The sequence below is a fragment of the Mycoplana sp. ABR4_002 genome, assembly GCF_056159645.1.
Window position 1 is genome coordinate 2231178 of record NZ_JBSWVO010000001.1, and the last position, 26276, is coordinate 2257453.

General features: G+C 67.2%; 29 protein-coding genes. 18 read left to right on the forward strand and 11 right to left on the reverse strand.

Going from position 1 to position 26276, the window contains the following annotated elements; all coding sequences use genetic code 11:
* The 5 genes from ACXAGF_RS10805 to purB all read left to right on the forward strand — a co-directional run bounded on the left by ACXAGF_RS10805 (position 1) and on the right by purB (position 4401).
* Positions 1-1002, forward strand: coding sequence for a P1 family peptidase (locus tag ACXAGF_RS10805; protein WP_475016887.1), 1002 nt, complete (start codon positions 1-3; stop codon positions 1000-1002).
* A gap of 89 nt (positions 1003-1091) precedes the next feature.
* Positions 1092-1769, forward strand: a complete 678-nt coding sequence (rpe, locus tag ACXAGF_RS10810; RefSeq protein ID WP_475016889.1) for a ribulose-phosphate 3-epimerase — start codon at positions 1092-1094, stop codon at positions 1767-1769.
* A 5-nt stretch (positions 1770-1774) separates the two neighbouring features.
* Entirely contained in the window at positions 1775-2494 is a 720-nt protein-coding gene (locus ACXAGF_RS10815; RefSeq protein WP_475016891.1) for a DUF2259 domain-containing protein, read from the forward strand.
* A gap of 2 nt (positions 2495-2496) precedes the next feature.
* Positions 2497-3030 carry a hypothetical protein gene (locus ACXAGF_RS10820; RefSeq protein ID WP_475016893.1) on the forward strand — a complete coding sequence of 178 codons (534 nt, stop codon included), beginning with the start codon at positions 2497-2499 and terminating at the stop codon, positions 3028-3030.
* A 63-nt stretch (positions 3031-3093) separates the two neighbouring features.
* A complete protein-coding gene (gene purB, locus ACXAGF_RS10825; protein ID WP_475016895.1) occupies positions 3094-4401 on the forward strand; it encodes an adenylosuccinate lyase in 1308 nt (435 codons plus the stop codon).
* Between the two features lie 102 nt (positions 4402-4503).
* Here the strand turns inward: purB and ACXAGF_RS10830 are convergent, their stop codons facing one another.
* Complete coding sequence (locus ACXAGF_RS10830) at positions 4504-4818, reverse strand: DUF1476 domain-containing protein (protein WP_475016897.1); 315 nt, start codon at positions 4816-4818, stop codon at positions 4504-4506.
* A 230-nt stretch (positions 4819-5048) separates the two neighbouring features.
* Between ACXAGF_RS10830 and purC the strand changes: the two genes are divergently transcribed.
* From purC to ACXAGF_RS10880, 10 genes are all read left to right on the forward strand, one after another.
* Positions 5049-5813, forward strand: coding sequence for a phosphoribosylaminoimidazolesuccinocarboxamide synthase (gene purC / locus ACXAGF_RS10835; RefSeq protein ID WP_475016899.1), 765 nt, complete (start codon positions 5049-5051; stop codon positions 5811-5813).
* Positions 5814-5878: 65 nt separating this feature from the next.
* Positions 5879-6121 (forward strand): phosphoribosylformylglycinamidine synthase subunit PurS, encoded by a 243-nt coding sequence (gene purS / locus ACXAGF_RS10840; protein WP_475019261.1) that lies wholly within the window; start codon positions 5879-5881, stop codon positions 6119-6121.
* A 242-nt stretch (positions 6122-6363) separates the two neighbouring features.
* The gene (gene purQ / locus ACXAGF_RS10845; protein ID WP_475016902.1) at positions 6364-7038 is read left to right on the forward strand and encodes a phosphoribosylformylglycinamidine synthase subunit PurQ; all 675 of its coding nucleotides are present in this window, start codon (positions 6364-6366) and stop codon (positions 7036-7038) included.
* A 46-nt stretch (positions 7039-7084) separates the two neighbouring features.
* Positions 7085-7489, forward strand: a complete 405-nt coding sequence (locus tag ACXAGF_RS10850) for a hypothetical protein (RefSeq protein WP_475016904.1) — start codon at positions 7085-7087, stop codon at positions 7487-7489.
* A gap of 84 nt (positions 7490-7573) precedes the next feature.
* On the forward strand, positions 7574-7921 hold the full coding sequence (gene arsC / locus ACXAGF_RS10855; protein ID WP_475016906.1) for an arsenate reductase (glutaredoxin): 348 nt from the start codon (positions 7574-7576) through the stop codon (positions 7919-7921).
* Between the two features lie 109 nt (positions 7922-8030).
* Positions 8031-10268 carry a phosphoribosylformylglycinamidine synthase subunit PurL gene (purL, locus tag ACXAGF_RS10860; protein WP_475016909.1) on the forward strand — a complete coding sequence of 746 codons (2238 nt, stop codon included), beginning with the start codon at positions 8031-8033 and terminating at the stop codon, positions 10266-10268.
* Between the two features lie 18 nt (positions 10269-10286).
* The gene (locus ACXAGF_RS10865; RefSeq protein ID WP_475016911.1) at positions 10287-10520 is read left to right on the forward strand and encodes a BolA/IbaG family iron-sulfur metabolism protein; all 234 of its coding nucleotides are present in this window, start codon (positions 10287-10289) and stop codon (positions 10518-10520) included.
* Between the two features lie 6 nt (positions 10521-10526).
* Positions 10527-10766 carry a hypothetical protein gene (locus tag ACXAGF_RS10870; RefSeq protein ID WP_475016913.1) on the forward strand — a complete coding sequence of 80 codons (240 nt, stop codon included), beginning with the start codon at positions 10527-10529 and terminating at the stop codon, positions 10764-10766.
* Between the two features lie 170 nt (positions 10767-10936).
* Positions 10937-11269, forward strand: coding sequence for a Grx4 family monothiol glutaredoxin (gene grxD / locus ACXAGF_RS10875; protein ID WP_475016914.1), 333 nt, complete (start codon positions 10937-10939; stop codon positions 11267-11269).
* Positions 11270-11394: 125 nt separating this feature from the next.
* The gene (locus ACXAGF_RS10880; RefSeq protein ID WP_475019262.1) at positions 11395-12600 is read left to right on the forward strand and encodes a multidrug effflux MFS transporter; all 1206 of its coding nucleotides are present in this window, start codon (positions 11395-11397) and stop codon (positions 12598-12600) included.
* A 53-nt stretch (positions 12601-12653) separates the two neighbouring features.
* Here ACXAGF_RS10880 and ACXAGF_RS10885 read toward each other — a convergent pair whose 3' ends face one another.
* The 6 genes from ACXAGF_RS10885 to rpsD form a co-directional block, all read right to left on the reverse strand.
* On the reverse strand, positions 12654-13286 hold the full coding sequence (locus ACXAGF_RS10885) for a LysE family translocator (RefSeq protein ID WP_475016916.1): 633 nt from the start codon (positions 13284-13286) through the stop codon (positions 12654-12656).
* On the reverse strand, positions 13283-13741 hold the full coding sequence (locus ACXAGF_RS10890) for an Lrp/AsnC family transcriptional regulator (protein ID WP_475016918.1): 459 nt from the start codon (positions 13739-13741) through the stop codon (positions 13283-13285). Before ACXAGF_RS10890 ends, ACXAGF_RS10885 begins: the two co-directional genes overlap by 4 nt.
* Before the next feature lie 185 nt (positions 13742-13926).
* On the reverse strand, positions 13927-14751 hold the full coding sequence (locus ACXAGF_RS10895; protein WP_475016920.1) for an inositol monophosphatase family protein: 825 nt from the start codon (positions 14749-14751) through the stop codon (positions 13927-13929).
* On the reverse strand, positions 14735-15610 hold the full coding sequence (ttcA, locus tag ACXAGF_RS10900) for a tRNA 2-thiocytidine(32) synthetase TtcA (RefSeq protein WP_475016922.1): 876 nt from the start codon (positions 15608-15610) through the stop codon (positions 14735-14737). The genes ACXAGF_RS10895 and ttcA overlap by 17 nt, the downstream gene beginning before the upstream one ends.
* Positions 15611-15664: 54 nt before the next feature.
* On the reverse strand, positions 15665-16594 hold the full coding sequence (locus tag ACXAGF_RS10905; protein WP_475016924.1) for a glutaminase: 930 nt from the start codon (positions 16592-16594) through the stop codon (positions 15665-15667).
* A 72-nt stretch (positions 16595-16666) separates the two neighbouring features.
* Positions 16667-17284, reverse strand: a complete 618-nt coding sequence (gene rpsD / locus ACXAGF_RS10910; protein WP_475016926.1) for a 30S ribosomal protein S4 — start codon at positions 17282-17284, stop codon at positions 16667-16669.
* A gap of 334 nt (positions 17285-17618) precedes the next feature.
* On the opposite strand from rpsD, the gene ACXAGF_RS10915 reads away from it, so the two are divergent.
* A complete protein-coding gene (locus ACXAGF_RS10915) occupies positions 17619-18608 on the forward strand; it encodes a TerC family protein (RefSeq protein ID WP_475016927.1) in 990 nt (329 codons plus the stop codon).
* 2 nt (positions 18609-18610) lie between these two features.
* Here the strand turns inward: ACXAGF_RS10915 and ACXAGF_RS10920 are convergent, their stop codons facing one another.
* Together ACXAGF_RS10920 and ACXAGF_RS10925 are read right to left on the reverse strand one after the other, a co-directional pair.
* Entirely contained in the window at positions 18611-20125 is a 1515-nt protein-coding gene (locus ACXAGF_RS10920) for a helicase HerA domain-containing protein (protein ID WP_475016929.1), read from the reverse strand.
* A 382-nt stretch (positions 20126-20507) separates the two neighbouring features.
* Entirely contained in the window at positions 20508-21299 is a 792-nt protein-coding gene (locus tag ACXAGF_RS10925) for an SDR family NAD(P)-dependent oxidoreductase (protein WP_475016930.1), read from the reverse strand.
* A gap of 94 nt (positions 21300-21393) precedes the next feature.
* Between ACXAGF_RS10925 and ACXAGF_RS10930 the strand changes: the two genes are divergently transcribed.
* Positions 21394-22308: a LysR family transcriptional regulator gene (locus ACXAGF_RS10930; protein WP_475016932.1), complete on the forward strand. Its 915-nt coding sequence runs from the start codon at positions 21394-21396 to the stop codon at positions 22306-22308.
* Between the two features lie 47 nt (positions 22309-22355).
* On the opposite strand, the gene murI is transcribed toward ACXAGF_RS10930, so the two are convergent.
* Together murI and ACXAGF_RS10940 are read right to left on the reverse strand one after the other, a co-directional pair.
* Positions 22356-23210 (reverse strand): glutamate racemase, encoded by an 855-nt coding sequence (gene murI, locus ACXAGF_RS10935; RefSeq protein WP_475016934.1) that lies wholly within the window; start codon positions 23208-23210, stop codon positions 22356-22358.
* Positions 23131-23970, reverse strand: a complete 840-nt coding sequence (locus tag ACXAGF_RS10940; protein WP_475019263.1) for an RNA methyltransferase — start codon at positions 23968-23970, stop codon at positions 23131-23133. The genes murI and ACXAGF_RS10940 overlap by 80 nt, the downstream gene beginning before the upstream one ends.
* 957 nt (positions 23971-24927) lie before the next feature.
* On the opposite strand from ACXAGF_RS10940, the gene ACXAGF_RS10945 reads away from it, so the two are divergent.
* Positions 24928-26142 (forward strand): NADP-dependent isocitrate dehydrogenase, encoded by a 1215-nt coding sequence (locus tag ACXAGF_RS10945; protein ID WP_475016936.1) that lies wholly within the window; start codon positions 24928-24930, stop codon positions 26140-26142.
* Positions 26143-26276: the final 134 nt, after the last annotated feature.

A 26276-nucleotide genomic window follows, 5' to 3' on the forward strand; every position in this document is an offset into this window, starting at 1 on the left:
ATGGGACCGGGGCCGGGAAACCTGATCACCGACGTCGCCGGCCTTGCCGTCGGCAACGCCTCCGACGACCGGCTGAAATCGGGCGTCACCGTCGTCGTCTGCGAACAGCCCGCCGTCGCCGCCGTCCAGGTGCTCGGCGGCGCGCCCGGGACACGCGAAACGGACCTGCTCGAGGTCCACAACACCGTCGAGACGGTCGACGCGCTGTGCCTGTCCGGCGGCTCGGCCTTCGGCCTCGACGCGGCCTCCGGCGTGCAGGCGGCGCTGCGCGAACAGGGCCGTGGCTTTGCCATCGGCACCATCCGCGTCCCGATCGTGCCCGCAGCGATCCTGTTCGACCTTGGCAATGGTGGCGACAAGGACTGGGGCCGCTATCCGCCCTACCGCGAACTCGGGCATGCCGCGACGCTGGCAGCCGCCGCCGATTTTGCCACCGGCACGGCCGGGGCCGGCACCGGCGCCACCACCGCGACGTTCAAGGGCGGCCTCGGCTCCGCCTCGTTGATGCTCGACAACGGCATCACCGTCGGCGCGCTGGTTGCCGCCAACGCGCTCGGCTCGGCGACCGTCGGCCGCACCCGCCACTTCTGGGCCGCCGCGTTCGAGGAAGGCCGCGAGTTCGGCGGCCTGGGGCTGCCGGAAACGATCCCGGCGGATGCGCGGCTGCCGACCACCAAGCTGACGGTGCGCGCGGACGCGCCGACCAACACCACCATCGCCGTCATCGCCACCGACGCCGTGCTGACCAAGGCCGAGGCCAAGCGGCTCGCCATCTCGGCCCATGACGGCTTCGCCCGCGCGCTGTGGCCCGCGCACACCGCCCTCGACGGCGACCTCGTCTTCGCTCTCGCCACCGGCGCCAGTGGCAAGGCGGTCGCGGTAGAGGAATTCATTGCTCTCTGCGCGGCCGCGGCCGCGACGATGGCGCGGGCCATCGCCCGCGGCATCCATGACGCCACGGCCGCACCCGGCGACAGGGTGCCGGCCTGGCGCGACGGCTGAGCAAAGCCCATCCGTTCCCCTTGCTGCGTTGTCGCCCGCCGAAAGGGGTGGTATGGGCTCGCCAGACCCAACTGCCTCGGAGCCATGCCATGTCCCGTCCCATCCGGATCGCCCCCTCCATCCTCGCCGCCGACTATGCCAAGCTGGGCCAGGAAGTGCGCGACGTCGTTGCCGCCGGCGCCGACTGGATCCATCTCGACATCATGGACGGCCACTTCGTGCCGAACATCTCCTACGGCCCCGACGTCATCAAGGCGCTGCGGCCGCACACCGATGCCTTCTTCGACTGCCATCTCATGATCGCGCCGGCCGATCCCTATCTCGAGGCCTTCGCCAAGGCCGGCTGCGACGGCATCACCGTCCATGCCGAGGCCGGCCCGCATCTCGACCGCTCGATCCAGGCGATCCGGGGCCTTGGCAAGAAGGCGGGCGTCTCGATCAATCCCGCCACCCCCGAGAGCGTGCTCGAATACCTGCTCGACAAGCTCGACCTGATCCTGGTGATGACCGTGAATCCCGGCTTCGGCGGCCAGAAGTTCATCCCGGCAATGGAGGAGAAGATCGCGCGCATCGACAAGATGATCGGCGACCGGCCGATCGAGCTGCAGGTCGACGGCGGCATCACCGCCGACACGATCGCCCGGCCGGCGGCGGCGGGCGCCAACGTCTTCGTCGCCGGTTCGGCCATCTATGGCGGCGGTCATGTTGACGCCTATCGCAAGACGATTGAAACTCTGCGCGCGAACGCAGGAGGGGCACGCGGTTGAGGATCATGCGCAAGATTGCCGCCGGGCTCGTCGGTGCGCTGCTGGCACCGGCCGCCGCCCTTGCCGGCGACTTCGCGCAACTCCGCCCGATCGGCTTCTCCGCCGATGGCGGCATCTTCGCCTACGAGGAGTTCGGCATCCAGGACGGTTCGGGATCGGCCTATTCCAGCATCTACGTGATCGATACGCGGAAGGACGCCTATTTTCCCGGCACGCCCATTCGCGTCCAGGCGCCTGAGAACGACGCCGGCCTGCGCCGGGTGCGGGCCGAGGCCGGCGCGCGGGCCAATCCGCTGGTGGCGCGCTACAACCTGACCGACCAGCCGGGCCAGCTTGTCGCGTTCAATCCCTATAGCGAGGTCGGCCCGGCGGCGGACACGATCCGCTACTATGCCTTTCCGGCCGAGCCCCGGGCCGGCCAGCCCTACACGCTGACGCTGACCGAGACCGCGGCACAGCCGCCCGCCGCCTGTGAGGGCCTGATCGAACACAGCGCGACGTTCCAGCTGGCGCTCACCGAAAAGGCCGGACAGCCGGTGGACGAGATCGTCTACCGCGACGAGGGAATTCCCCAGAGCCGCGGCTGCCCGACCGGATACCGCATCGGCGGCGTCGTCACCCACCAGGGAACGGCCGGCCCGATCCACATGGCGATGGTGATGGTTATCCGTTTCGGCTTCGAGGGCAGTGACGGCCGCTGGATCGCCGTGCCGCTGAAGCCATGACGATGGAAGCCGCCCGGAGGCAAGGCAGGCACGAACGCGCCATCGCCGAACCCAAGGGGCGCGCGCCCGTCTGCCCGCCGGCTGCCTCGCTCCTGCTCGGCGCCGTTGGCTGGGGCACGCTGATGGCCCTTTCGTCGATGGCCTCGCTCTACCTGTCGAACCGCCTTGAGACGTTTCACCTTGCCGAGCTTTCGATCCTGTTCTTCGCCGGCGGCCTGTTCGCATGGCCCTTCGCCGTTCCCGCCGCGCGTCTGACGACGCGGAACCGATGCGTCGAGACCCGTTTCGCCGCCAGCTTCGCCCTGCTTGCACTCGGCACGATCGCGATGACGGCCTTCCTCTTCGCGATGGACTACCGGCTGTTCTATTCGCAGTGGCACGCCCCGCTCACCACATGGATCGGCATCAAGCAGTTTGTCGGCACCTCCGCGTCTGCCGTCTACCAGTTCGCCGTCATCGGCCTGGGCCTCTACCTTCCGCTCGGACTGCCCGTTCTCGCGGCCACCAGTCTCTGGCTTGCGAAAGCCATGCGTTGAGCTTGCTCGCCTTTCTTGGTAGAGGGGCGCCAACACCCCGCATCCAACGAAAGCTGAAAGCCGATGATCCCTCGCTACTCCCGCCCGGACATGGTCGCCATCTGGTCACCCGAGACGAAGTTCCGCATCTGGTTCGAGATCGAGGCGCACGCCTGCGACGCGCTCGCCGAGCTCGGCGTCATCCCGAAGGACGCCGCCAGGACGATCTGGGACAAGGGCGGCAAGGCGGTGTTCGACGTCGCCCGCATCGACGAGATCGAGGCGGTGACGAAACATGACGTGATCGCTTTCCTGACGCACCTGGCCGAAATCGTCGGCCCCGACGCCCGCTTCGTCCACCAGGGCATGACCTCCTCCGACGTGCTCGACACGACGTTCAACATCCAGCTGGTGCGCGCAGCCGACATCCTGCTGGCCGGCCTCGACCGCGTCCTCGCCGCCCTGAAGACGCGCGCCTTCGAGCACAAGGACACCGTTCGCATCGGCCGCAGCCACGGCATCCATGCCGAGCCGACGACGATGGGGCTGACCTTGGCCCGCTTCTATGCGGAAATGGACCGCAACCGCGCCCGCCTCCTCGCCGCGCGTGCGGAAATCGCAACCGGGGCGATCTCCGGCGCCGTCGGCACCTTCGCCAACATCGACCCGCGGGTCGAGGAACATGTCTGCGCCGCGCTCGGTCTCGTTCCGGAACCCGTCTCCACGCAGGTCATCCCGCGCGACCGCCACGCGATGTTCTTCGCCACGCTCGGCGTCATCGCCTCCTCGATCGAGAATGTCGCGATCGAGATCCGCCACATGCAGCGCACCGAGGTGCTCGAAGCCGAGGAGTTCTTCTCGCCCGGCCAGAAGGGCTCGTCGGCCATGCCGCACAAGCGCAACCCGGTGTTGACCGAGAACCTGACGGGATTGGCCCGTCTCGTTCGCATGTCGGTCGTGCCGGCCATGGAGAACGTTGCCCTCTGGCACGAGCGCGACATCAGCCATTCGAGCGTCGAGCGCGCCATCGGCCCCGACACGACGGTGACCCTGGATTTTGCCCTGCACCGCCTCGCCGGCGTGATCGAGAAGCTGGTGGTCTACCCGGAGAACATGGAGAAGAACCTCAACAAGTTCCGCGGGCTCGTCCATTCGCAGCGCGTGCTGCTGGCGCTGACGCAGGCCGGCGTCTCGCGCGAGGACAGCTACCGCCTCGTCCAGCGCAACGCGATGAAGGTCTGGGAGGAAGGCAAGGACTTCCTCGAGGAGCTTCTGGCCGACCAGGAAGTACGGGCCGCCCTGTCGGAGGAGGACATCCGCGAGAAGTTCGACCTCGGCTACCACACCAAGCACGTCGACACGATCTTCAAGCGCGTTTTCGGCCAGGCCTGAGACGACGAACAGGAAATGAAAAAGGGCGCGGTCGGGACCGCGCACTTTTTTTTCTTCGCATTTGGCCGCTGACCGGCCTTCGCGAGGTAGCCGCTCCGCGGGTCAGGCGTTCTTGATCTGCTCGATCGCCACCGCCAGCAGCTCGATCATCTTCGAGCGGATCTCATCTTCGGTCCTGGCGATGCCGGCGCCATCGAAGTCGGCCTTGACCTTGCGCACGACGTCCTCGTGGCCGGCCTCCAGCATGTCCGCGGCAACGACCTCGCGCGCATAGGCTTCGGGATCGCTCTTGTTCAGGAGATCGGCGGCCCAGAGGCCAAGCAGGCGGTTGCGGCGTGCCTCGGCCTTGAACTTCAGCTCCTCGTCCATGGCGAACTTCGCTTCGAAGGCCTTTTCGCGATCCTGCATGCTGGTCATGTCCGACTCCCGTAGTTTGCATGTCTTGCCAACAGGCTTTCCCATTCATAAATCAAATGCGTGCGGAAAGTGCAATCGAAGTTTCCGTGACCAAGGCGTGTCGGCGACCCGCCCGGAAATGCGGGGATCGCGGCACTGGCCGATTGTGAAACCGGTTCAATTCGTTTATGGACCCGGGAACGAAATGACATTTGCGCCGGCCATCGGCGCCAACTGCAGAGATAAATTCCATGAACCGTCGCCGCCGTATTTACGAGGGCAAGGCCAAGATTCTCTATGAGGGTCCTGAGCCGGGCACGCTGATCCAGTTCTTCAAGGACGACGCCACCGCCTTCAACAAGAAGAAGCACGACGTCATTGACGGCAAGGGTGTGCTCAACAACCGGATTTCGGAATACCTGTTCACCCATCTGAACAAGATGGGCATTCCGACGCATTTCATCCGTCGCCTCAACATGCGCGAGCAGCTGATCAAGGAAGTCGAGATCATCCCGCTCGAGGTCGTCGTGCGCAACGTCGCCGCCGGCTCGCTGGCCAAGCGCCTGGGGATCGAGGAAGGCACCGTTCTGCCGCGCTCGATCATCGAGTTCTACTTCAAGGCGGACAATCTCGACGACCCGCTCGTCTCCGAGGAGCACATCACCGCCTTCGGCTGGGCCAGCCCGCAGGAGCTCGACGACATCATGGCGCTCGCCATCCGCGTCAACGACTTCCTCTCCGGCCTGTTCCTCGGCGTCGGCATCCAGCTCGTCGACTTCAAGATCGAATGCGGCCGGCTCTACGAGGGCGACATGATGCGCATCATCATCGCCGACGAGATCTCGCCCGACAGCTGCCGCCTCTGGGACGTCAACACCCAGGAGAAGATGGACAAGGACCGCTTCCGCCGCGACATGGGCGGGCTGCTCGAGGCCTACCAGGAGGTCGCGCGCCGGCTCGGCATCATCAACGAGAACGAGCCGATCCGCGGCACCGGCCCCGTCCTGGTCAAGTAATCACGGGCGGTGTTACCGGCCCCGGCCAGCACGGCCACATGACGATCGCGTTTGAAGAGGAACACATGATCAAGGCACGCGTAACGGTCACGCTGAAGAACGGCGTTCTCGACCCCCAGGGCAAGGCGATCGAGGGCGCGCTCGGCGCGCTCGGCTTCGACGGTGTCGGCCATGTCCGCCAGGGCAAGGTTTTCGACCTCGAGCTGCAGACCGCCGACAAGGCCAAGGCCGAAGCCGAGCTGAAGGACATGTGCGAGAAGCTGCTGGCGAACACGGTGATCGAGAACTATTCGATCGCCCTCGCCTGAGGCGACCGGGAGCCGCAGCTTCGGCGAACAGCGGACCGCGAGCGGACTCCCGAGCAGGATGCATACCCGAAGGACCGGCCGGCATGCGGCCGTCCGACCGTCGCAGCGGGATGATTGCCATGCGAGGAGTTTGACACGGTCCGCCAGGGCGGCGAACCGCTTCGACCAGCCCCTCGATCGTTTCGAAACCCGCCTCGATGTGCGTGAACGCACAGAGGCCCAGGCAAAGTTTGAGCCAGACCATGAGAGCAGCCGTCGTCCAACTTCCAGGCCTGAACCGCGACCGCGACATGATCGCGGCCCTGACCAAGATCGGCGGGACCGCGCCCGTCACCGTCTGGCAGACGGAGACCGAGATCCCCGCGGGCGTTGACCTCATCGTCATCCCGGGCGGCTTTTCCTACGGCGACTACCTGCGCTGCGGCGCCATCGCCGCCCGCATGCCGGTGATGCAGGCGATCAAGGCGAAGGCCGAGGCCGGCGTGAAGGTGCTCGGCGTGTGCAACGGCTTCCAGATCCTGCTCGAGGCTGGCCTTTTGCCGGGGGCGCTGATGCGCAACGCCTCGCTGAAATTCGTTTGCCGCGAGGTCAGGCTCGAGGTCGTCAACGCCGATACCGATTTTACCCGCGCCTACGCCGAGGGTCAGATCATCCGTAGCCCGGTCGCCCACCACGACGGCAACTTCTTTGCCGACGGCGAGACGCTGGCGCGGATCGAGGGCAGCGGACAGGTGGTGTTCCGCTATGCCGACGGCACCAACCCGAACGGCTCCCTGAACGACATCGCCGGCGTGGTGAACGAGAAGGGCAACGTGCTCGGCATGATGCCGCACCCGGAAAACCTGATCGAGGCTGCCCATGGCGGGGCCGACGGCCGCGGCCTCTTCGCCTCGGCGCTCGACGTAATCGCCGCTTAACCTTCGCTGCGTATCAGGGGCGCCTGTCCCGTCTGAAAGGCCCGTCATGCGCCCCCTTGCCTCTTCCAAGGTCGTCGTCGCTTCGCTTGTGATCGCCGCCGCCGGGCTTCTCTCGGCCTGCCAGTCGGCGCCGTCCACGCCCCATGCCAGCACCGCCGCGCTGCCGACGATGGAGCGGATCGCCCTCGGCGCCAACGCCTGCTGGTTCAAGTCGGGCGATGACGCGTTCAAGGGTTACCGGCTGGCGCCGGAGCTGAACTCCTTTTCCGGCAGGCCGCGCATCCTGGTCGTACCGTACCGCTCGCCGGAATCCCGGCCGTTGCTGGTCGTGCAGGCGGAGGGACATCCGGCAAGCCTCAGCGCCTTCGGCCCGCTGATGGACGGCCCGGCCTCCGCCCGCATCGCCACGGACGTCAAGCGTTGGGCGGCCGGCGGCAGCGGCTGCCGCTGACCGGCCGCCGGCCCATCCCAAGCCCATCCCAGGCCCATCCCTTGTGCCGCCCGGCTGCGGGTGGCAGAGTTGTTCGGGAACACCATGACGATCCAGATCCTTCACAACCCGCGCTGTTCGACCTCGCGCAAGGCGCTTGCGCTGATCCGCGCGGCCGGGCACGAGCCGGAGATCATCGAGTACCTGAAAAACCCGCCGACCCGCGAGGAACTGGTCGCCCTCCTCGTCGCCATGGACGCCGCCCCGCGCGACATCCTGCGCGTCCGCGAGCCGTTGGCGAAGGAACGCGGCCTGCTGGACCCGGCCCGCACCGACCGCGAACTGATCGACGCGATGCTCGATCACCCGATCCTGATCGAACGGCCGATCGTCGTCACCGTGAACGGCGCCCGTCTCTGCCGTCCGGTCGAGCGGCTGGCCGAAATCCTCTGACGCCGGCGGATCCGCCCGTCTGTTGAAGCGGGCATTTTCCTGTCGCGCCATGCCCCCGCTTGCGCTAAAGAGACCGCAAAGCCCTCACCCACGGACAAGACGAGAGACGATGACCATCTCCAACAGCCGCCCGATCACCCCGGAGCTCATTGCCGCCCATGGTCTGAAGCCGGACGAATATGAGCGTATCCTGTCGTTGATCGGCCGCGAGCCGACCTTCACCGAACTCGGCATCTTCTCCGCGATGTGGAACGAGCACTGCTCCTACAAGTCGTCCAAGCGCTGGCTGCGCACCCTGCCGACGCAAGGGCCGCGGGTGATCCAGGGGCCGGGCGAGAATGCCGGCGTCGTCGACATCGACGACGGCGATTGCGTCGTCTTCAAGATGGAGAGCCACAACCACCCCTCCTACATCGAGCCCTACCAGGGGGCAGCTACGGGCGTCGGCGGCATCCTGCGCGACGTCTTCACCATGGGCGCGCGGCCGGTCGCGGCGATGAACGCGCTGCGTTTCGGCGCGCCGGACCATCCGAAGACCCGCCACCTCGTCTCCGGCGTCGTCGCCGGCGTCGGGGGCTACGGCAATTCCTTCGGCGTCCCGACCGTCGGCGGCGAGGTCGAGTTCGACCCGCGCTACAACGGCAACATCCTCGTCAACGCCTTTGCCGCCGGGCTCGCCCGGACCGACGCGATCTTCTACTCCAAGGCCGAGGGCGTCGGCCTTCCGGTCGTCTATCTCGGCGCCAAGACCGGCCGCGACGGCGTCGGCGGCGCCACCATGGCCTCGGCCGAGTTCGACGAGTCGATCGAGGAGAAGCGCCCGACCGTCCAGGTCGGAGACCCCTTCACCGAGAAGTGCCTGCTGGAGGCTTGCCTCGAATTGATGCAGACGGGCGCCGTCATCGCCATCCAGGACATGGGCGCGGCCGGCCTGACCTGCTCGGCGGTCGAGATGGGCGCCAAGGGCGACCTCGGCATCGAGCTGGATCTCGACCGCGTGCCGGTGCGCGAGGCGGAGATGACGGCCTACGAGATGATGCTGTCGGAAAGCCAGGAGCGGATGCTCATGGTCCTTCGCCCCGAAAAGGAGAAGGAAGCCGAGGCGATCTTCCACAAATGGGGCCTCGACTTCGCCATCGTCGGCAAGACCACCGACGACCTGCGCTTCCGCATCCTGCACCAGGGCGCCGAAGTTGCGAACCTGCCGATCAAGGAACTGGGCGACCAGGCGCCGGAATACGACCGTCCGTGGCGCGAGCCCGGCGTGCCGGCGCCCCTGCCCGCGGCGCTCGTGGCCGAGCCGAACGACTACGGCCTGGCGCTGCTGAAGCTGGTCGGATCGCCGAACCAGTCCAGCCGCCGCTGGGTCTACGAGCAGTACGACACGCTGATCCAGGGCAACTCGCTGCAGATCCCGGGCGGTGACGCCGGCGTCGTGCGCGTCGAGGGCCACCCGACCAAGGCGCTGGCCTTCTCCTCCGACGTGACGCCGCGCTATGTCGAGGCCGACCCGTTCGAGGGCGGCAAGCAGGCGGTCGCCGAGTGCTGGCGCAACATCACCGCCACCGGTGCCGAGCCGCTCGCCGCGACCGACAACCTCAACTTCGGCAATCCGGAAAAGCCCGACATCATGGGCCAGTTCGTCAAGGCCATCCAGGGCATCGGCGAGGCCTGCCGCGCGCTCGACTTCCCGATCGTGTCGGGCAACGTCTCGCTCTACAACGAGACCAACGGCGTGGCGATCCTGCCGACGCCGACCATCGCCGGCGTCGGGCTTCTGCCGGACTGGTCGACCATGGCCCGGATCGGCGGCGCCAACGAGGGCGACCACGTCGTGCTGATCGGCACCGACGGCAGCCATCTCGGCCAGTCGGTCTACCTGCGCGACGTGCTCGGCATCGTCGACGGCCCGGCCCCGGAAGTCGACCTGAGCGTCGAGCGCCGCAACGGCGATTTCGTTCGCGCCGCCATCCGCAACGGCCAGTTCAGCGCCTGCCACGACATCTCCTCCGGCGGGCTCGCCGTGGCGCTCGCCGAAATGGCGATGGCCTCGGGCAAGGGCATGAAGATCAGCCTTGCCGCGTCCAACGGTCCGTCCCACGCCCTGCTGTTCGGCGAGGACCAGGCACGCTACGTCGTCACCATGCCCGCCGACCTCGCCAACTTCCTCTGCGCCAATGCGGAGGGCGCAGGCGTGCCGTTCCGCCGGCTGGGCACGGTGGAGGGCACCGAACTCGTCGTCGACGAACTGTTGGCTGTTTCCATTGAGCAATTGCGCAGCACCCATGAATCGTGGTTCCCTGACTACATGGACGGCAGCGCAAACGCTGCGGCTGCCGCCGAATAAGAACAGGGAGCAGACGACATGCCCATGGCACCAGGCGACATCGAGGACATGATCAAGGCCGGCATTCCGGGTGCCAAGGTCACGATCAGGGATCTGGCCGGCGATGGCGACCACTACGCCGCCGAGGTTGTCGCAGAGGCGTTCCGCGGCAAGACCCGGGTGCAGCAGCACCAGATGGTCTACAACGCCCTGAAGGGCAACATGGGCGGCGTGCTGCACGCGCTGGCCCTGCAGACATCGGCGCCGGACTAGGCGTCGATGGCCGGCGTCTTCGAGGATTTCGTCTCCGGCGTCGTCGAAAGCGCCCTGAAGGAGGTGCTGAAGAAGTCCGGCGTCAGGAAGACGACCACGCGCCGCAGGCGGCGGTCCACCAGGGCAAAGTCGAGCGGCGCACTGGCGGATCTGGTCGAAGCCGCACTCAAGCCGAAGCGCACCCGCAAGCAGGTCAGCCGCCGCAGGACCGCGGCGGCGCGCAGCAAGCAGCGCCGTCGCAGCTAGCCGCTGTCAGCGTTCGGACGAGCGCGGCGAACCTTGCCGTCATCGCCCTGTCATCACCATATTTGATCAATGAAGTTGCCGCCGGGTGATGGAAATTCGCCCCATGCATGCTATCTAGGGGGCGACACAACGGTCCGGACCTTGAACCCGGACGGAACAAGGATTCGGACATGAGCATTCACGATTTCATCGACAACGAGGTCAAGAGCAACGACGTCGTGCTCTTCATGAAGGGTACGCCGCAGTTTCCGCAGTGCGGTTTCTCCGGCCAGGTCGTGCAGATCCTCGACTATGTCGGCGTGGACTACAAGGGCATCAACGTGCTTGCCGACGCCGACCTGCGCCAGGGCATCAAGGACTACTCCAACTGGCCGACCATCCCCCAGCTCTACGTCAAGGGCGAGTTCGTCGGCGGCTGCGACATCATCCGCGAAATGTTCCAGGCCGGCGAGCTGCAGTCCCACCTCGAAGCGCAGGGAATATCGGTGAAGGGCGCGGCATAAGCGCTGCCCTTCCCATTTTGAACTGAAGCGATCGAGGCGCCGCTCCCAACGGCGCCTTCTCTTATTTTTTCGGATATTTTGTCATGACGGCACTTACTGCTGAAGCGTCCCGCCGCCTGAACGGCATGGGCAGGACGGAGTTCATCGGCCTGATGGCGATGCTGATGGCGCTGAACGCCCTCGCCATCGACATCATGCTGCCCGGCCTGCAACAGATCGGCGCCAGCCTCGGCGTCGAGAACGAGAACCACCGCCAGTATGTGATTTCCTCCTACCTGATCGGCTTTGCCTTTGCGCAACTGCTGTACGGCCCGGTCTCGGACCGCTTCGGACGGCGCGCGCCGATGTTCGTCGGGCTCGGGATCTACATCCTGTCGGCGCTTGCCGCCGTGCTGGCCCCCTCCTTCGCGGTGTTGCTGGCGTTGCGCTTCATCCAGGGGCTCGGCTCGGCAGCCATGCGCGTCATCACCGTCTCGATCGTGCGCGACATCTTCGGCGGGCGGGCCATGGCCGAGGTGATGTCGCTGATCATGATGGTGTTCATGATCGTCCCCGTCGTCGCGCCGGGCGTGGGCCAGGTGGTGATGCTGTTCGGCGACTGGCACCTGATCTTCATCTTCATGGGCATCGCCGCCGCGCTGGTGGCGGGCTGGATGTATCTGCGCCTGCCGGAGACGCTGGCGCCGGAGGACGTGCGCCCGTTCACCCCGGCCTCGGTGGTGGAGGCCTTCAAGATCGTTCTGACGAACCGCGTCGCCCTCTGCTACGCGCTCGCGACCACCTTCATCTTCGGCGCGCTGTTCGGCTTCATCAACTCGGCCCAGCAGATCTATGTCGGCGTCTACGGCCTCGGCGTCTGGTTCCCCGTCGCCTTTGCCGGCGTAGCCGCCTTCATGGCGCTCTCCTCCTTCGTCAATGCCCGGCTGGTCGGCCAGTTCGGCATGCGCCGGCTGTCGCACGGCGCACTCGTCGGCTTCCTCGTGATCAACGCCACCTGGCTGGCACTGACGCTCGCCTGGCCGGGCCATGTGCCCTTCCCGCTCTTCCTCGTGCTGTTCGCGCTGGCGATGTTCCAGTTCGGCTGGATCGGCTCGAACTTCAACTCGCTCGCGATGGAGCCGCTCGGCCATGTCGCGGGTACCGCATCCTCGGTTCTCGGCTTCATGGGCACTGCCGGCGGCGCGGTCATCGGCGGCGCGATCGGCCAGGCGTTCGACGGCACGGCGCTGCCGCTGGTGTTCGGCTTCTTCTGCCTGTCGGTGATCGGACTGGTGTTCGTGCTCATCGCCGAGCGCGGCAAGCTGTTCCAGGCCCACAGCCAGCCGCTCTGAGCTGCTCGCCCCAGACGAGCCGGCCGATCCCGCGGCCGGCCCAAGGGCAAGGCTCATGCAACGAGCAGGTGCCGCAGGCCGATGGCGATCGCAACCGCGCCGAAGCCGATCAGCACCAGCCCGGAGCCCCGCGCCACCCAGATGGAAAAGGACGGCGGCAGGCGGTGCTGCAGCACCGTGATCAGGCCGCACAGGAAGAACCACCAGCCGAGCGACCCCAGGAACACGCCGGTGACCACGATCGCCGCACTCGCGGCATCGCCGGTGCGCGCCAGTCCGAGGCCGGCGAAGATCGCCGCGAACGACAGGATCGTCGCCGGGCTTGCCATGGTCAGGAGAAAGGTCGAGATCGTCGTCTGCACGAGGTCGCGGCTCGCGCCGGTGGCGGCGGCTGCGGCGACCGGCCTCGGCGCCAGCCCGCGCCAGCCGAGCCATACCATGAACAGCCCGCCGGCAATGCCGAGCGGTATCGACACGGTCGCGAGCACGCCGGCAAAGACGGCAAAGCCGGCGGCGGCCAGCAGCGCGTAGGATGCATCCGCCAGCGCCGTGCCGAGGCCGCCCGCCAGGCCCGCCCAGAAGCCGCGCTCGAGCGTGCGGCTGATGCACAGCGCGCCGATCGGCCCGAGCGGCGCAGCGATCGCCAGCCCCAGCAGCAGGCCCTTGGCAAAGAGAAGCACCGTCATTTCAATGTCTCCCCGGCGAGCACGATCGACTTTTCGGTCGCGGTCGAGAGCGCGATCACCGTCTCGCTGCGGGCGAGAAAGCGGCGCGCCTTGAGCTCGGACAGGAACGGCTCGATGTCCGCAAGCGTGGCGACCCGGATCTTGACGAGATAGGACCAGGCGCCGGTCACGTGATGGCATTCGGCGACCGCCGGGTGGGCCGCCACGAACTCGCGGAACGCCGCCTCGCTGGCGTCGGTCGCCAGGCCCACCCAGACGAAGGCGAGCACGTCCAGCCCCAGCGCCCGATAGTCGGCCTCGACGGTGAAGCGCCGGATGGCGCCGCCATTGACCAGTCGCCGGATCCGCTCGTTCACGGCCGAGGGCGACAGCCCGACCACCGCGCCGATATCGGCGAGCGAACGGCGGCTGTCCTCCGCCAGAAGGCCAACGATTTTTCTGTCTGTTTCGTCCATTACCGTATAATATGCATGAACATTGATTTTTTCAACATATTTTGCCGCACAGGATCAGATGCGCCAAGCTTTATGCGGTCGCAAAGTCCCGCGATCCTTCGTTTGCCCTCCGGCGTGGGTCCGCCGCAACGCAAAACGCCCGGACGAACGTCCGGGCGCCGAAGCCGCAGTCAGGGCCGTCCCTGTCAGTCGACGAAGACCTCGCGCCGCATCATCTCCCAGCTGTCCCGGTCGGGCGCCAGCAGCAGGCCGCCATCGAGATGGCGGGGCAGGTACGGCGTGCCGTCGAAGCGCGCGGCATAGGCGCCCGCCTCCTGGCCGATCAGCGTGCCGGCAAGGTGGTCCCACGGCATCAGCTTGTTGTACATGAGGAAATGGACGTGCCCGGCGGCGAAGGTGCGGTACTCGTGGGCGGCGCAACGATAGTTGGCGGCGAAGGTGACCTTGGCGAGATTGGCCATCACCCGCTCCCGCCGCGCCTCCGGCAGGAAGCCGGTCGAGGCCATGCCGGTCATGTCCGCGAGCGCCGCGGACCCGGTCGCCCGCAGGCGCACCGCCGGACGGTGCCCGCCGGTCTGCCAGGCGCCCGCCCCCTTTTCCGCCAGCACGAAATCGTCACCCATCGGGTCATAGATCACACCGGCAATGGTCTCGCCGCCGGCGACGACCGCGGCCATGACGCCGAACAGCGGCACGCCGGCGGCAAAGTTGAACGTCCCGTCGATCGGGTCGACCACGACGGCGAGGTCCGCCTCGGCCAGCTTCGGCAACAGCGACGGGTCGGCGACCACGCTCTCCTCGCCGACGAACAGCGCCCCCGGCAGGACGGCATCGATCCCGTTCTTGATGAAGCGCTCGGCCGCCTCGTCGGCCGCGGTCACGAGGTCGGTCGCGCTCGTCTTGGCGCGGACGTCGCCCTCGGCCAAAGCGCGGAAGCGCGGCCGGATCTCGGCCTCGGCCGCGGCGCTGAGCAGGAGGGCGAGTGCATTGATGTCAAACTGGATCGTCATGTGAAGGTACCGCTGCGAGGGAGGAAAAATCGAAGAGCTTCGGATCGAGCAGGTGCGACGGGTTCACGTGCGCGAGCGCCCGCAGCATCGTGTCCTTGCGGCCCGGCATGCGAGCCTCGATGTCGGCGAGCATCGCCTTCATGGCGTTGCGCTGCAGGCCGTCCTGCGAGCCGCACAGGTCGCAGGGGATGATCGGGAACTTCATGGCGGCCGCGAACCTGGCCAGGTCGTCCTCGGCGGCATAGGCGAGCGGGCGCAGCACCATCAGGTCGCCGTCGTCGTTCAGAAGCTTCGCCGGCATCGACGCCAGCCGCCCGCCGTGGAAAAAGTTCATGAAGAAGGTCTCGAGGATGTCCTCGCGATGGTGGCCGAGGACGAGCGCATCGCAGCCCTCCTCCCGCGCGATCCGGTAGAGGTTGCCGCGCCGCAGCCGCGAGCACAGCGAACAGTAGGTCGCGCCCGCCGGCACCTTCTCCTTCACGATCGAATAGGTGTCGCGATACTCGATGCGATGCCGCGCCCCGATCGCGTCGAGGTAGCCGGGCAGCACGTCTTTGGGAAAGTTCGGCTGGCCCTGGTCGAGATTGCAGGCGACGAGTTCGACCGGCAGCAGCCCGCGCCATTGCAGGTCCATCAGCAGCGCCAGCAGGCCATAGCTGTCCTTGCCGCCGGAGACGCCGACCAGCCAGCGCTTCTGGCCCTTCAGCATGGAAAAATCGTCGATCGCCTGGCGCACCTGCCGCAGCAGGCGCTTGCGCAGCTTGTTGAAGGAGACGGACGCCGGCGCATCGGCGAAGAGCGGATGGCGGGAGGCCACTTCTTCCTTCTCGTCGTCCGGGGTCTGAAGCGCGAGCGTCATCTTGGCTCCGTTGCAAAAGTCATATGGCTGCAATGCCCCGAACGGCCGCGACAATCAAGCGCCGAACACCGACCAGCCGGTCCGGGCGGCCAGCATTTCCAGCGCGACGGTGCCGAGCAGCGAGTTGCCGTTGTCGTTCAGGCCTGGCGACCAGACGGCGATCGAGGCCTTGCCGGGGGCGATCGCCATGATACCGCCGCCGACGCCGCTCTTGCCGGGAAGGCCGACCCGATAGGCGAAGTCGCCCGAGCCGTCATAGTGCCCGCACATCAGCATCATCGCGTTGATGCGGCGGGCGCGCTGGCGCGACACCACCCGGTGGCCGGTCAGCGGGTTGGTGCCGCCGGCAGCGAGAAACAGCCCGGCGGTCGCCAGTTGTCGGCAGCTCATGGCGATCGCGCATTGGTGAAAATAGACGCCGAGGACGTGCTCGACCGGATGGGCAAGCACGCCGAAGGCGCGCATGAAGTTGGCGAGCGCGGCATTACGAAAGCCGGTCGCCGTCTCGGAGCGCGCCACCTCGTGATCGATGACGATGCTTTCCTCGTCCGCAAGGAAGCGCATGAAGCGGAGGATTTCGCCGATCGCCTCCCGCGGTGTGTGGCCGGCGAGGAGAAGGTCGGCCACGGCGATCGCGCCGGCGTTGATGAACGGATTGCGCGGGATGCCGTCTTCGCGCTCGAGCTGGACGATCGAGTTGAACGCCGAGCCGGAGGGTTCGCGGCCGACGCGCTTCCACAGCCCATCGCCGTGCTTGCCGAGCGCGATCGTCAGGGTGAAGACCTTCGACACGCTCTGGATGGAGAAGGGCTTCTCCGCGTCGCCGGCCAGGTACACGTCACCGTCGACCGTGACCACCGCCAGGCCGAACTGCTTCGGGTCGACATGGGCGAGCTGCGGAATGTAGTCGGCCACCCGCCCTTCGCCGACACGCGGCAACAGGGCTTGATGGATTTCCTCGACGATCGCCTGCAAGTCCGCCATGCGGCCCCTCCATGACAGAAAAGCCGCCCGTTGCGGGGCGGCTTTCGAGATTCGGCAAGCCGTCGCTCGCGATTAGCGCGAGTAGAACTCGACGACCAGGTTCGGTTCCATGACGACCGGGTACGGTACGTCGGACAGGCCCGGGACGCGTGCGAAGGTGGCAACCATCTTGTTGTGGTCGACTTCGATGTAGTCCGGAACGTCGCGCTCGGCGAGCTGGACCGATTCCAGCACCGAGACGAGCTGCTTGGACTTCTCGCGAACCTCGATGACGTCGCCGGCCTTGCAGCGGTAGGAACCGATGTTGACGCGGACGCCGTTGACCTTGACGTGGCCGTGGTTGACGAACTGGCGGGCTGCGAAGACCGTCGGAACGAACTTGGCGCGGTAGACGATCGCGTCGAGGCGCGACTCGAGCAGGCCGATCAGGTTCTCCGAGGTATCGCCCTTGCGACGGTTGGCCTCGTCATAGGTGGCGCGGAACTGCTTCTCGCGGATGTCGCCGTAGTAGCCCTTCAGCTTCTGCTTGGCGCGCAGCTGTACGCCGAAGTCCGAAAGCTTCGACTTGCGGCGCTGGCCGTGCTGGCCGGGGCCGTATTCGCGGCGGTTGACCGGGGACTTCGGGCGACCCCAGATGTTCTCGCCCATACGGCGGTCGATTTTGTACTTGGATGAAGCGCGCTTGCTCATCGCATTTCCTTTCAAATAGCTACACCGGTTTTCTTACAAACCGGATCAAGGAAACACGCCCTCCTCTGAATGCCGGTTCCGGCCTTCTGACAGGTTCCCTGCGATACGCGACCGCAAGAAGCCACGGGACATGTCAAATGAAACACCGGACATCTCTGCCCGGCGTTGAGCGGGTCTCTAAGGCGTTTTCACAAGAATGTCAACGGACCTTGCGCAGCGAACGGCGCTTGCCCATCTGAGCGACAAGCAGCGCCGGGCCCCTCTGACGTGTGATGCCGGATCTTCGTGATGTCGGAGCTGCAATCACCAACCGATCCGGCAGAGGAATCCCTAGATGGAATTTCTTATGCACGACTTCCAGGGCACCGCCGTCTGGATGTGGCTTTCCTTTATCGCAGCCGTTCTTGCCCTCCTCGCCCTCGACCTCGGCGTACTCCACAAGGAAAACAGGGAGATCGGCATGCGCGAGAGCCTGGGGCTCTCCGCCTTCTACATTGTCCTCGGCCTCGCCTTCGGCGGTTTTGTCTGGCTTCAGTCCGGCCAGCAGGCCGGCATCGAATACCTGACCGGCTTCGTCGTCGAAAAGAGCCTGGCGATGGACAACATCTTCGTCATCGCGATGATCTTCGGCTATTTCGCGGTCCCGCGGCACTACCAGCATCGCGTCCTGCTCTACGGCATCCTCGGCGTCATCGTCCTGCGCGGCATCATGATCGGCGCGGGGGCGGCGGTGGTGGAGAACTACGGCTGGGTGCTGTATCTCTTTGCCGCCTTCCTCGTCATAACCGGCGTCAAGATGCTGTTTGCGGCCGAGGAGGCCTACGACGTCGCCAACAACCCGCTCCTGAAGTTCCTGCGCCGGCGACTGCCGGTAACGGACCGGCTGCATGGCGACCGCTTTCTGGTGCGCCAGGCGGACCCGAAGACCGGCCGGCTGCGCACCTTCGCCACCCCGCTGCTGCTGGCGCTGATCCTGGTCGAGTTCGCCGACCTCGTCTTTGCCGTCGATTCGATCCCGGCCATCTTTGCCATCACCACCGACCCGTTCATCGTCTACACCTCGAACATCTTCGCGATTCTCGGCCTGCGTGCGCTCTATTTCGCGCTCTCCGCCCTCATCCACCGCTTCGCCTACCTGAAATACGCGCTGGCGACGGTGCTGATCTTCATCGGCTCGAAGATCTTCGTGGCGGACATGCTGGGCCTGGCCAAGATCCCGCCGGCCGTCTCGCTGGCGGTGACGATCGCGATCCTGGCGTCCGGCATCATCGGCTCGCTCTGGGCGACCCGCAATGACGACAAGGCGCTGACCGACGAAGCCTGAGGCTATTCCGCCGCGGCGCGGCCGGCGCCCCCCTCGTCGGCCGCGTTCGGATCGCCGGGCGCGGTCTCGGCCTGCAGGTCGGGAAAGGCGACGATGCGCAAGCCCGCGAGATCGCTGTGGACGACGACCAGCCCCTGCTCCTCGAAATAGCCGAGCAGGCGGCGGGCGCGGCGGGCGGAATGGGTGCCATAGGCCCGCGCGATCATCGCATCAGACGGACACGGCAGGCCGCGCGCGGCGGCCTGTGCGACCAGCAGGAACACGCCCTGCAGGTCCTCGCTGACGGCGCGCGACAGTTCCAGCGCCGTGGCCCAGGCTTCGGTCGCGGCGGTTTCCGCATCGACGCCGGAGCGGGCGATCGCCATCTTGCGGCGGAACGACGGCAGCGACAGCGGCGCGCCCGGCACCCGACGGATGCGGCAGCGGACGAGAAAGTCCTGGAACAGCTCGGCATCGGGGCGGAAGGCCGCGCCAGGGTTTTCGAGGATCTCGGCCAGCACCTGGTCGAGCAGCGCCTCGCGTTCCTCGGCCGGCATTTCCACCGTCGTTGCGCGCACCGGCTCGACCGCCGCCGGCTCCGGCCGGGCGCGCGCCAACTCCGCAAGGATGTCGGTCGTCGGGCGCGGCTGCGGCGTGACGCGCCGCACGATCGGCCGGGAAAATTCTTCCGGGTCCGGGGTGAAGATCAGGTCCTCGACGTCCTGCGGCGCCTCCGGCAGCGGCATCAGCTTGGGGCTGCTGGAGCGCGCGGAGGTCTCGACCGGGCCGATCGTCACCGGCAGCGGCCGGCGCGACAGCGCCGGCCCGAGCGCGACGAAGGAGCCGCGCTTCAGGTCGCGGAACATTTCCGCCTGGCGCCGGTCCATGCCGAGCAGGTCGGCGGCGCGCGCCATGTCGATGTCGAGGAACGTGCGGCCCATCAGGAAGTTCGAGGCCTCGGCAGCCACGTTCTTGGCCAGCTTCGCCAGCCGCTGCGTGGCGATGACGCCGGCCAGCCCGCGCTTGCGCCCGCGGCACATGAGGTTCGTCATCGCCCCGAGCGAGACCTTGCGCGCCTCCTCGCCGACGTCGCCGGCCACCGACGGCGCGAACATCTGCGCCTCGTCGACCACCACCAGCATCGGATACCAGTAGTCCCGGTCGGCGTCGAACATGGCGTTGAGGAAGATGCCGGCCGCGCGCATCTGCTGCTCGACCTCGAGTCCCTCGAGCGAGAGCACGCAGGAGACGCGATGCTGCCGGATGCGGGTGGCGATGCCGACAAGCTCCGCATCGCTGCGTTCGCCCTCGATCACCACGTGGCCGTACTTGTCGGAGAGCGTGACGAAATCGCCCTCGGGATCGATGATGCACTGCTGCACCCACGGCGCAGACTGCTCGAGCAGGCGCCGCAGGAGGTGCGACTTGCCGGATCCTGAATTGCCCTGCACGAGCAGGCGGGTCGCCAGCAGTTCCTCGATATCGAGCGTGGCCGACGCGCCGCCCTGCGCCGCTCCCATGTCGATGCCGACCTTCATGCGATCCCCGTGTCCAGCCCAGATGCACCTGTCCCGGCAGTGGCCGGGAAAACAGCGCAGACCTAGCACGAAACTATCGGTGCGCAGACAGAGGAAATCAGAGAACCCACAGGAAGGTTCGGCCCGCCCGCCGGACGTTCCCCACCGCCCGACCCGCCGTGGACGCGGAAGGGGAACGCGGTACGCGGCAGCAACGAACATTGACGCTGCGGGGACGCGTGTCGGCAGGGGCCCTCGTCATGTCGATTGCGATCGGGCCGCCGGCAGCGGGGCGGCCGCACACCGTGACCGAGCGCGGTCGCCGGACCGGTTGCCGCCGGCAGCCGGGCCGGCGCCTTCGTGCCGCCGCTGCCCGCTCGGCGGCGGCGATGCGATCACCGCGTCAGGCCAGCGAGTTGATGAGGCCGCCCTCGACCCGAACGGCGGCGCCGTTGGTCGCGGCCGAAACCGGGCTGGCAAGGTAGGCCACGAGGTTGGCGATCTCTTCGGCCTCGATCATGCGCTGCAGCAGCGAGCCCGAACGGGCGCCGGCGAAGAACTCCGCCTCCGCTTCCGCGGCGGTCGCGTCGGGGTTGCTGGCCACGCTCTTCAGAAAGTCGACGATGCCCTCCGAACGCGTCGGCCCGGGCATGACGGAGTTGACGGTCACGGCCGTGCCCCGCGTCAGGCCGGCCATGCCGCGCGCGATCGACAGCTGCGCGGTCTTGGTCATGGCGTAGTGGATCATCGCCGGATCGACCGCGACGCCGGTCTCGCTGGAAACGAACACCACCCGACCGGCCTTGCGGTCCAGCATCCGCGGGAAGTAGTGCCGGCTCAGACGGACACCGCTCATCACGTTGATGTCGAAATAGCGCTGCCAGTCGTCGTCGCTGATCGCGGCGAAGGGCTTGCTCTCGTAGATGCCGAGGTTGTTGACCAGAATGTCGACGTCGGGATGCCGCCGGATCATCTGCGCCGCCCCCGCTGCGGTTGACACGTCGGCCACGACGCCGTCGACCTTCGCACCGGCCATGCTGCCGATGTCGGCCAGTGCCGCGTCGAGCTTGGCTGCATCGCGACCGGTCAGGATGACGGACGCGCCTTCCTGGGCGAGCTTGCGGGCGATCTCCAGGCCGATGCCGGCGGTCGAGCCGGTTACAAGCGCTGTCTTGTCGGTGAGTTTGAGGTCCATCTTTATTCTCCGCTTTGATGCGGGAAAGCTAGGACGTGGCAACCCGACGTACTATGTCCCATCGAAGAACAATGACTGTGAATGGAGGGACACAATGCCCCGGATCCTGATGGAGCGCTCTGGCGAGATGGAGGTCTTCGTCCGCGTGGTGCTGAAGGGCGGATTCTCCGCCGCCGCGCGCAGCCTCGGCCTCACCCCGTCCGCCGTCTCCAAGCTGATCGGCCGCCTCGAGGCCCGGCTCGGGACCCGGCTGCTGGTCCGCACCACCCGCGCCCTGACGCTGACCGACGAGGGGGCGGGCTATTTTGAGGCGGCCCAGCGCATCTTGCGCGACATCGAGCAAGCCGACGAGGCCGCCAGCGGCGGCGCCGTGCGCGGCAGCCTGGCGATCAACGCCTCCCTGCCGTTCGGTCGGCTCTTCGTCGCGCCGGCGATCCCGTCCTTCCGCAGCAGATACCCGCAACTGAGCGTCAGCCTCAGCTTCACCGACGACGTGGTCGACCTGATGGCCCAGCAAGCCGACGTGGCCATCCGCGTGGGCACCCTGCCCGACAGCGCCCTGATCGCCCGCAAGCTCGCCGAGGGCCGGCGCGTGGTCTGCGCGGCCCCGTCCTACCTGGCAAGGCGCGGAACGCCGCAGACGCCCTCCGACCTCCAGCATCACGACTGCCTGGGGTTCAACTTTCGCAGGGCCGGCGCGGCCTGGCCGATGACGGAGGGCGGCGAGGTCTTCGAACAGCCCGTGTCCGGTCCGGTGCTCGTCAACAATGGCGAGACGCTGCGGCAGATGGCGCTGGCAGGTGCCGGCATCGCGCGGCTCGGCCGCTTCCACGTCGCCGACGATATCGCCCGGGGCACGCTGGTCCCTCTGCTCGAGCCGTTCAACCCGGGCGACCTGGAGCCGATTCACGCCATCCATCTCGGCGGCGGCCCGACCCCGGCCCGCGTGCGGGCCTTCATCGATCATCTGGCCGCCCGCGTCGCCGCCTCGCCGCTGTTCGACCGCTAGAAGAGCCGGTCATCGTCACGATCCGAAGCGGCATGCCTTTTCGCCCGCTAGACCCGCAGTCCGAAACCCTGCATCAGTCGGCGGGTGGAAAAATCGGGACGGCCGGAGGTGAAGACCGCGATGTCCTCGCCCGGCACCAGCACGTCGAGCGCCGGCACCAGCCGGCGCGCCTGGCGCGCGATCGCCTCTGCGGGGTCGAGCCAGTCGACCGGCCACGGCGCCAGCCGGCGGAAGACGTTGGCCATGAACGGATAGTGCGTGCAGGCGAGCACGACGATATCGGTCCTGCGACCGTCCATCTCGACGAAGCACTGGCCGATCTCCGCCGTCACCGCCGCGTCCGAAAGCGTCTCGCCGCGGATATAGGCCTCCGCCATCGGCGCCAGGTTCTCCGAGCCGACGAGGCGCACATGGCACTGGCTGGCAAAGGACTGGATCAGGTCGCGGGTGTAGTCGCGCTTGACCGTGCCGGGGGTCGCGAGCACGGACACCAGCCCCGAACGGGTGCGCTCGGCAGCGGGCTTGATCGCCGGCACCGTGCCGACGAAGCGCATCTCGGGAAAGGCCGCCCGCAACGCCGCGCCGACCAGGGTGAACGCGGTATTGCAGGCGATGACACACACCTCCGGCGCGTATTGCGCCAGCAATCGGCCGAAGAGCCCGATCACCCGGTCCTTCAGGGCCGCCTCCTCCCAGGTGCCATAGGGAAAGCCGGCGTCGTCGGCGACGTAGATGAAGTGCCGCTCCGGCATCAGCACGCGCGCCTCGCGCAGCACCGTCAGGCCGCCGATGCCGCTGTCGAACACGAGGATGGGCCTGGGACTATTCGTCGTCACGGTCGGCCTTCGCCCTTCTGTTCCTGGTGCGGTTGGGAACGGGCGCGCCGGCGCCGCGCGGCGCATCGCGGGTGAAGCGGTCGAGACAGGAGATGATGCCGCGCAAGACCTGGATTTCCGAGCCGGTGAAGGAGGGACGGGTGAGTGCCGCGCGCAGGTTCTCGATCAACTTCGGCTTTTTGGCGGCGGGGCGGAAATAGCCGCGCGCGTCGAGCGCCTCCTCGACGTGATCGAACAGGCCCTGCAGCTCGTCCTTGCGCGCCGGACGCTGCGGCAGCGCGCTGAAGGCGGTCTCCTCGAGCGAGCCCATCCCGGTCTTCATCCATTCGTAGCTCATCAGCAGCACCGCCTGCGCCAGGTTGAGCGAGGCGAAGGCCGGGTTGACCGGGAAGGTCACGAGCTCGTCGGCAAGCGCGATCTCCTCGTTGGTCAGCCCGGTGCGCTCGCGGCCGAAGAGGATACCGGTGCCCTCGCCGGCGCGGAAGCGCTGGCGCAACTCCTGCGCGGCGACCACCGGCGACCGCACCTCCTTGTAGCCGTAGCGGTCACGCGCCGTCGTCGCGTAGACGAAGTTGAGGTCGGCGACCGCCTCCTCCAGCGAGGAGAACACCCGCGCCGCCTCGATTACGTGGTCGGCCTTGCTCGCCGCCGAGACCGCCTTTTCGCTCGGCCAGCCGTCGCGCGGATTGACGAGCCGCAGTTCCGCCAGGCCGAAATTGGCCATCGCGCGCGCGACCATGCCGATGTTCTCGCCCAGTTGCGGATGGACCAGGATGATCGCCGGTCCCTCCGCTATCAGTTGCCGCTCGCTGTTCGTGCCTGCCATTCGCTCTACCGCCGTGCCTGCCTGTCTTCTCGCGGGGCCGGGCAGCGCGTCCGGCGCGTCGTGCCCTCGTCTGATCGGTCCCTGCCACATCCACCGGCAAAAGAAAAGCAAGGGCGCTATTCCGGTCCGCCATCTTCCGCCGGTGGCGGCAAATGCGCGCCATCGCCGGCAAGGCCGCATTTCCGCCTTCAGCGACCCCGGATCGTCCTCCTGCGGCCGCAGGATGTCGTCGATCACCGGCCTGCCGCCCTCCTCGACGACCCGCAAGAGCACTACCGTCGGCCTCCGGCCCGGCGCCTTCTCCCCGAAGCCATGGTCGTTGTCGAACCGCGCCGTGATCATGGTTGCCCCCTCGACCGGCGCGGCCGGTTCGACCGACGGGTCGCGGATCGAGCAGCCGTCCTGGGCCATCGCGATGACGTCGTAGCCGAACGGCGACCCGCCGTCCTCATTGGCCGGGTATCCGGCCGCCGCGCGATACAGGGCAACAGAGTCCCGGCGGTACAGGTGCTGCGGAAAATCGCCGTTGAAGTGGTCGACATAGCCGGGCGGGGTGTCGGTATCGCCCTCGGCCCCGGCCCAGTTCGGCGTCAGCATCTCGAGCAGCACCCGCACCGGCGCCGGTGCATCGCCGGCGACGGCGAGCGATGGTTGCAGCGCGAAGGCTGCAAGAAGGCAAATACGGAACTTGGCGTCTCCGGGAACTGATGGGGCTGGCCGAGCGGCCGTGGACGGGGGATGGGGGTAGCCGGATGCGGCAGGCGGCACGTTTCGCCGACCGCGCCGTCGCGCCGGCGAACGGGTCCGCCGATGCGGCGCCAGCATAGCCGGACGGAGCCGAAAATAAAGCGTCTCCGTCCTTGGTCGCCTTTGCCTTGCCGGCCCGCAGTGCTATAGGCCCCACGATTTCACTTCACGAAACGGGACTTCCGCTCCCACTAGGCTACGAGGCAATCCATGAAAAAGATCAAGGTCGCCAATCCGGTCGTCGAGCTCGACGGCGACGAGATGACGCGCATCATCTGGCAGTTCATCAAGGACAAGCTGATCCACCCGTACCTGGACATCGACCTTCAGTATTACGACCTCAGCGTCGAGAACCGCGACGCCACCGACGACCAGGTCACCGTCGACGCGGCCAATGCGATCAAGAAGCACGGCGTCGGCGTCAAGTGCGCCACCATCACCCCCGACGAGGGGCGGGTGGAGGAGTTCAAGCTGAAGAAGATGTGGAAGTCGCCGAACGGCACGATCCGCAACATCCTCGGCGGCGTCATCTTCCGCGAGCCGATCATCTGCAAGAACGTGCCGCGCCTGGTGCCGGGCTGGACCAAGCCGATCATCGTCGGCCGCCACGCCTTCGGCGACCAGTACCGCGCCACCGACTTCAAGTTCCCCGGCAAGGGCAAGCTGACGATGAAGTTCGTCGGCGAGGACGGCAAGGAGATCGAGTACGACGTGTTCGACGCGCCGTCGGCCGGTGTCGCCATGGGCATGTACAATCTCGACGAGTCGATCACCGAGTTCGCCCGCGCCTCGTTCAACTACGGCCTGCAGCGCCAGGTGCCGGTCTACCTGTCGACCAAGAACACCATTCTCAAGGTCTATGACGGCCGCTTCAAGGACATCTTCCAGCAGGTGTTCGACGCCGAGTTCGCCGACCGCTTCAAGGAAGCCAAGATCTGGTACGAGCATCGCCTGATCGACGACATGGTCGCCTCGGCGCTGAAGTGGTCCGGCGGCTATGTCTGGGCCTGCAAGAACTACGACGGCGACGTGCAGTCCGACATCGTCGCCCAGGGCTTCGGCTCGCTCGGCCTGATGACCTCGGTGCTGATGACGCCGGACGGCAAGACGGTCGAGGCGGAGGCCGCGCACGGCACCGTCACCCGCCACTACCGCCAGCACCAAAAGGGCGAGGAGACCTCGACCAACTCGATCGCCTCGATCTTCGCCTGGACCCGGGGTCTCGCCCATCGCGCCAAGCTCGACGACAATGCCGATCTGGCGAAGTTCGCCGCGACGCTGGAGAAGGTCTGCGTCGACACCGTCGAGAGCGGCTACATGACCAAGGACCTGGCGCTGCTGATCGGCCCCGACCAGCCCTGGCTGTCCACCACCGGCTTCCTCGACAAGATCGACGAGAACCTGAAGAAGGCGATGGCCGCCTGAGGCCGGCCCAAAGCGACCCGGCTCCGGCCGGGTCCCACGAAAAGCCCGCCGCGTGAAACCACGCGGCGGGCTTTTGTTTGCAGGCGATGCCCGAACGCAGCCAGCCGGTCCGAAAGCCTCCCGCCGTTGCCGAC